The organism is Pseudomonas sp. UBA6315, assembly GCF_002438125.1.
In the GTDB taxonomy this organism is placed as follows: Bacteria; Pseudomonadota; Gammaproteobacteria; order Pseudomonadales; family Pseudomonadaceae; genus Aquipseudomonas; species Aquipseudomonas faucium.
Window position 1 is genome coordinate 1 of sequence record NZ_DJTF01000056.1, and the last position, 3,664, is coordinate 3,664.

Genomic DNA, 3,664 nt, shown 5'->3' on the forward strand with positions numbered 1-3,664 from the left:
TAGACCTAAGGACCATCAAGCTCCCGATCACCGCGTACACGTCCATTCTTCACCGTATCTCCGGCGTCATCCTGTTCCTCGGCCTTGCCATCATGCTTTATGCATTGGGCAAGTCGCTGGGTTCCGAGGAAGGCTTCGGCGAGGTGAAGGCGTGTCTGACCAGCCCGCTGGCCAAACTGGTGACCTGGGCCCTGCTGTCCGCCCTGCTGTATCACCTGGTGGCAGGCGTACGCCACCTGATCATGGACATGGGCATCGGTGAGACGCTGGAAGGCGGCAAGCTGGGCTCGAAAATCGTGATTGTCATCTCCGTGGTGGTGATCGTTCTGGTGGGAGTTTGGGTATGGTAACCAATGTCACGAACCTGTCGCGTTCGGGCCTCTATGACTGGATGGCGCAGCGCGTATCGGCGGTCGTTCTCGCGGCTTACTTCCTGTTCCTGATCGGCTACGTGGTCGCCCACCCAGGCATCGACTATGCCCAGTGGCACGGTCTGTTCTCCAACAACGCGATGCGGATCTTCAGTCTGCTGGCCCTCGTTGCCCTGGGCGCTCACGCCTGGGTCGGCATGTGGACCATCGCCACCGACTACCTGACGCCGATGTCGTTCGGCAAGTCGGCGACTGCGATTCGTTTCCTGTTCCAGGCGGTATGCGGCGTTGCGATGTTCGCTTACTTCGTCTGGGGTGTGCAGATTCTCTGGGGTATCTGATCCATGGCTAGCATTCCTACTATTTCCTTCGACGCCATCATCATCGGTGGCGGCGGCGCCGGCATGCGCGCAGCGCTGCAGCTGGCCCAGGGCGGTCACAAGACGGCCGTGGTCACCAAGGTCTTCCCGACCCGTTCGCACACTGTATCCGCCCAGGGCGGCATCACCTGCGCCATCGCCTCGGCCGACCCGAACGATGACTGGCGCTGGCACATGTACGATACCGTCAAGGGTTCCGACTACATCGGTGACCAGGACGCTATCGAATACATGTGTCAGGAAGGCCCGGCTGCGGTCTTCGAGCTGGACCACATGGGCCTGCCGTTCTCGCGTACCGAAACCGGCCGTATCTACCAGCGCCCGTTCGGTGGCCAGTCCAAGGACTTCGGCAAGGGCGGCCAGGCTGCCCGTACCTGCGCCGCTTCCGACCGTACCGGCCACGCGCTGCTGCACACCCTGTACCAGGGCAACCTGAAAGCAGGCACCACCTTCCTCAACGAGTACTACGCCGTTGATCTGGTGAAGAACAAGGAAGGCGCTTTCGTTGGTGTGATCGCGATCTGCATCGAAACCGGCGAAACCATGTACATCAAGTCCAAGGCCACCGTTCTGGCCACTGGCGGTGCCGGCCGTATCTACGCCTCCACCACCAACGCCTTGATCAACACCGGTGACGGTATCGGCATGGCCCTGCGTGCAGGCGTACCGGTGCAGGACATCGAGATGTGGCAGTTCCACCCGACCGGCATCGCCGGCGCCGGTGTACTGGTGACCGAAGGTTGCCGCGGTGAAGGTGGCTACCTGATCAACGCCCACGGCGAGCGCTTCATGGAGCGTTACGCGCCGAACGCGAAAGACCTGGCTGGCCGCGACGTGGTTGCCCGTTCCATGGTCAAAGAGATCATCGCCGGCAACGGCGTGGGCCCGAACAAGGACCACGTACTGCTGAAGCTGGACCACCTGGGCGAGGAAGTGCTGCACAGCCGCCTGCCAGGTATCTGCGAACTGTCCAAGACCTTCGCCCACGTCGACCCGGTCGTCGCGCCGGTGCCGGTTGTTCCGACCTGCCACTACATGATGGGCGGCGTTGCCACCAACATTCATGGCCAGGCCATCACCATGGACGAAGAAGGCAAGGATCACATCATTCCTGGCCTGTTCGCCGTAGGTGAAGTGGCGTGCGTATCGGTTCACGGCGCCAACCGTCTGGGTGGCAACTCGCTGCTCGACCTGGTGGTGTTCGGCCGTGCTGCCGGCCTGCACCTGGAGAAGGCGCTGAGCGACGGTATCGAGCACCTCGATGCCAGCGACACCGACATCGATGTTGCCCTGAGCCGCCTGAACAAGCTCAACGAGCGCTCCACCGGCGAAGACGTTGCCAGCCTCAAGCGCGAGCTGCAAAGCTGCATGCAGAACTACTTCGGTGTATTCCGTACTGGCGAATACATGCAGAAGGGTATCGAGCAGCTGGCTGGCCTGCGCGAGCGCATCGCCAACGTCAAGATCAACGACAAGTCCCAGGCCTTCAACACCGCGCGTATCGAAGCGCTGGAGCTGCAGAACCTGCTGGAAGTTGCCGAAGCTACCGCCATTGCGGCCGAAGCCCGTAAAGAGTCCCGCGGCGCACACGCCCGTGAAGACTTCGAAGACCGTGACGACGAAAACTGGCTGTGCCACACCCTGTACTACCCGGGTGAGAAGCGCGTTGCCAAGCGCGGCGTCAACTTTGCGCCGAAGACCGTTCCGGCCTTCGAGCCAAAAATCCGGACTTACTAAGGGTGGCTGCTATGTTGAAAGTCGAAGTTTATCGTTACAACCCCGACACCGACTCGGCGCCCAAGATGGAGTCGTTCGACGTCGATACCGGCGGCAAGGACCTGATGGTTCTGGATGTGTTGGCGCTGATCAAGGAAAAGGACGAAGGTTTCTCGTACCGTCGTTCCTGCCGTGAAGGCGTTTGCGGTTCCGATGGCATGAACATGAACGGCAAGAACGGCCTGGCCTGCATCACCCCGCTGTCGGGCGTGGTCAAGGGCAACAAGCTGGTTCTGCGCCCGCTGCCTGGCCTGCCGGTCATTCGTGACCTGGTGGTCGACATGAGCATCTTCTACAAGCAGTACGAGAAGGTGAAGCCGTTCCTGCAGAACGACACCCCGGCTCCGGCCATCGAGCGTCTGCAGTCGCCGGAAGACCGCGACAAGCTGGACGGTCTGTACGAGTGCATCCTGTGCGCTTGCTGCTCGACCTCCTGCCCATCGTTCTGGTGGAACCCGGACAAGTTCCTGGGCCCCGCCGCCCTGCTGCAGGCCTATCGTTTCCTGGCCGACAGCCGTGACACCAAGACCCAGGAGCGCCTGGCGTCCCTGGATGACCCGTTCAGTGTGTTCCGCTGCCGCGGGATCATGAACTGCGTCAACGTTTGCCCCAAGGGTTTGAACCCGACCAAGGCAATCGGTCACGTGCGTAACATGCTGCTGCAAAGCGGCACCTGATTCAAAAGTGTTGTAACTGCAGTAAGCCGAGGTGCGGGTGGTGAGCCCGCACTGAGGTAAAACCTGGGCAAGGGCCCACAAAGCCCGCGCCCGATACCTATGAAGATATGAGACCAGCAGGGGCTTCCGGGCTGGTACCCGGAAAATCAGCAGGATCCAGGTGGCGTGGTTCAGTCGCTGTGTTCGGACTTTTCCAGGTTTGCTGTGGCTCTCGCCGATCAGTCCCCTAACCGAGGGTGACCAAGCATGCAAGAAAGCGTGATGCAGCGCATGTGGGAAAGCGCCCACCTTTCAGGTGGTAACGCTGCATATGTGGAAGAGCTCTACGAGCTCTACCTGCACGACCCTAACGCTGTGCCAGAAGAGTGGCGCACTTACTTCCAGAAATAGCCCGCCGACGGCAGCACCGCTACCGATGTATCGCACTCGACAATCCGCGACCATTTCGTACTGCTGGCAA

Annotated in this window: 4 protein-coding genes and 1 pseudogene; all 5 read left to right on the top strand. The window is 61.0% G+C overall.

Going from position 1 to position 3,664, the window contains the following annotated elements; all coding sequences use genetic code 11:
• Positions 1-350, top strand: a 350-nt coding sequence (sdhC, locus tag B3E94_RS06595; protein ID WP_286912807.1) for a succinate dehydrogenase, cytochrome b556 subunit, incomplete at its 5' end; no start/stop codon positions are given.
• Positions 344-712: a succinate dehydrogenase, hydrophobic membrane anchor protein gene (sdhD, locus tag B3E94_RS06600; protein ID WP_054899920.1), complete on the top strand. Its 369-nt coding sequence runs from the start codon at positions 344-346 to the stop codon at positions 710-712. The genes sdhC and sdhD, both read left to right, overlap by 7 nt.
• A gap of 3 nt (positions 713-715) precedes the next feature.
• Complete coding sequence (gene sdhA / locus B3E94_RS06605; protein WP_176516609.1) at positions 716-2,488, top strand: succinate dehydrogenase flavoprotein subunit; 1,773 nt, start codon at positions 716-718, stop codon at positions 2,486-2,488.
• 11 nt (positions 2,489-2,499) lie between these two features.
• Entirely contained in the window at positions 2,500-3,204 is a 705-nt protein-coding gene (locus tag B3E94_RS06610) for a succinate dehydrogenase iron-sulfur subunit (RefSeq protein ID WP_012315348.1), read from the top strand.
• Positions 3,205-3,450: 246 nt separating this feature from the next.
• Positions 3,451-3,664: pseudogene (locus B3E94_RS06615) on the top strand (2-oxoglutarate dehydrogenase E1 subunit family protein); the annotation flags it as partial.

Bases quoted from the DNA above. Each gene is read 5' to 3' on its own strand.
- sdhD (WP_054899920.1), top strand. From the start codon at position 344: ATGGTAACCAATGTCACGAACCTGTCGCGTTCGGGCCTCTATGACTGG.
- sdhA (WP_176516609.1), top strand. From the start codon at position 716: ATGGCTAGCATTCCTACTATTTCCTTCGACGCCATCATCATCGGTGGC.
- B3E94_RS06610 (WP_012315348.1), top strand. From the start codon at position 2,500: ATGTTGAAAGTCGAAGTTTATCGTTACAACCCCGACACCGACTCGGCG.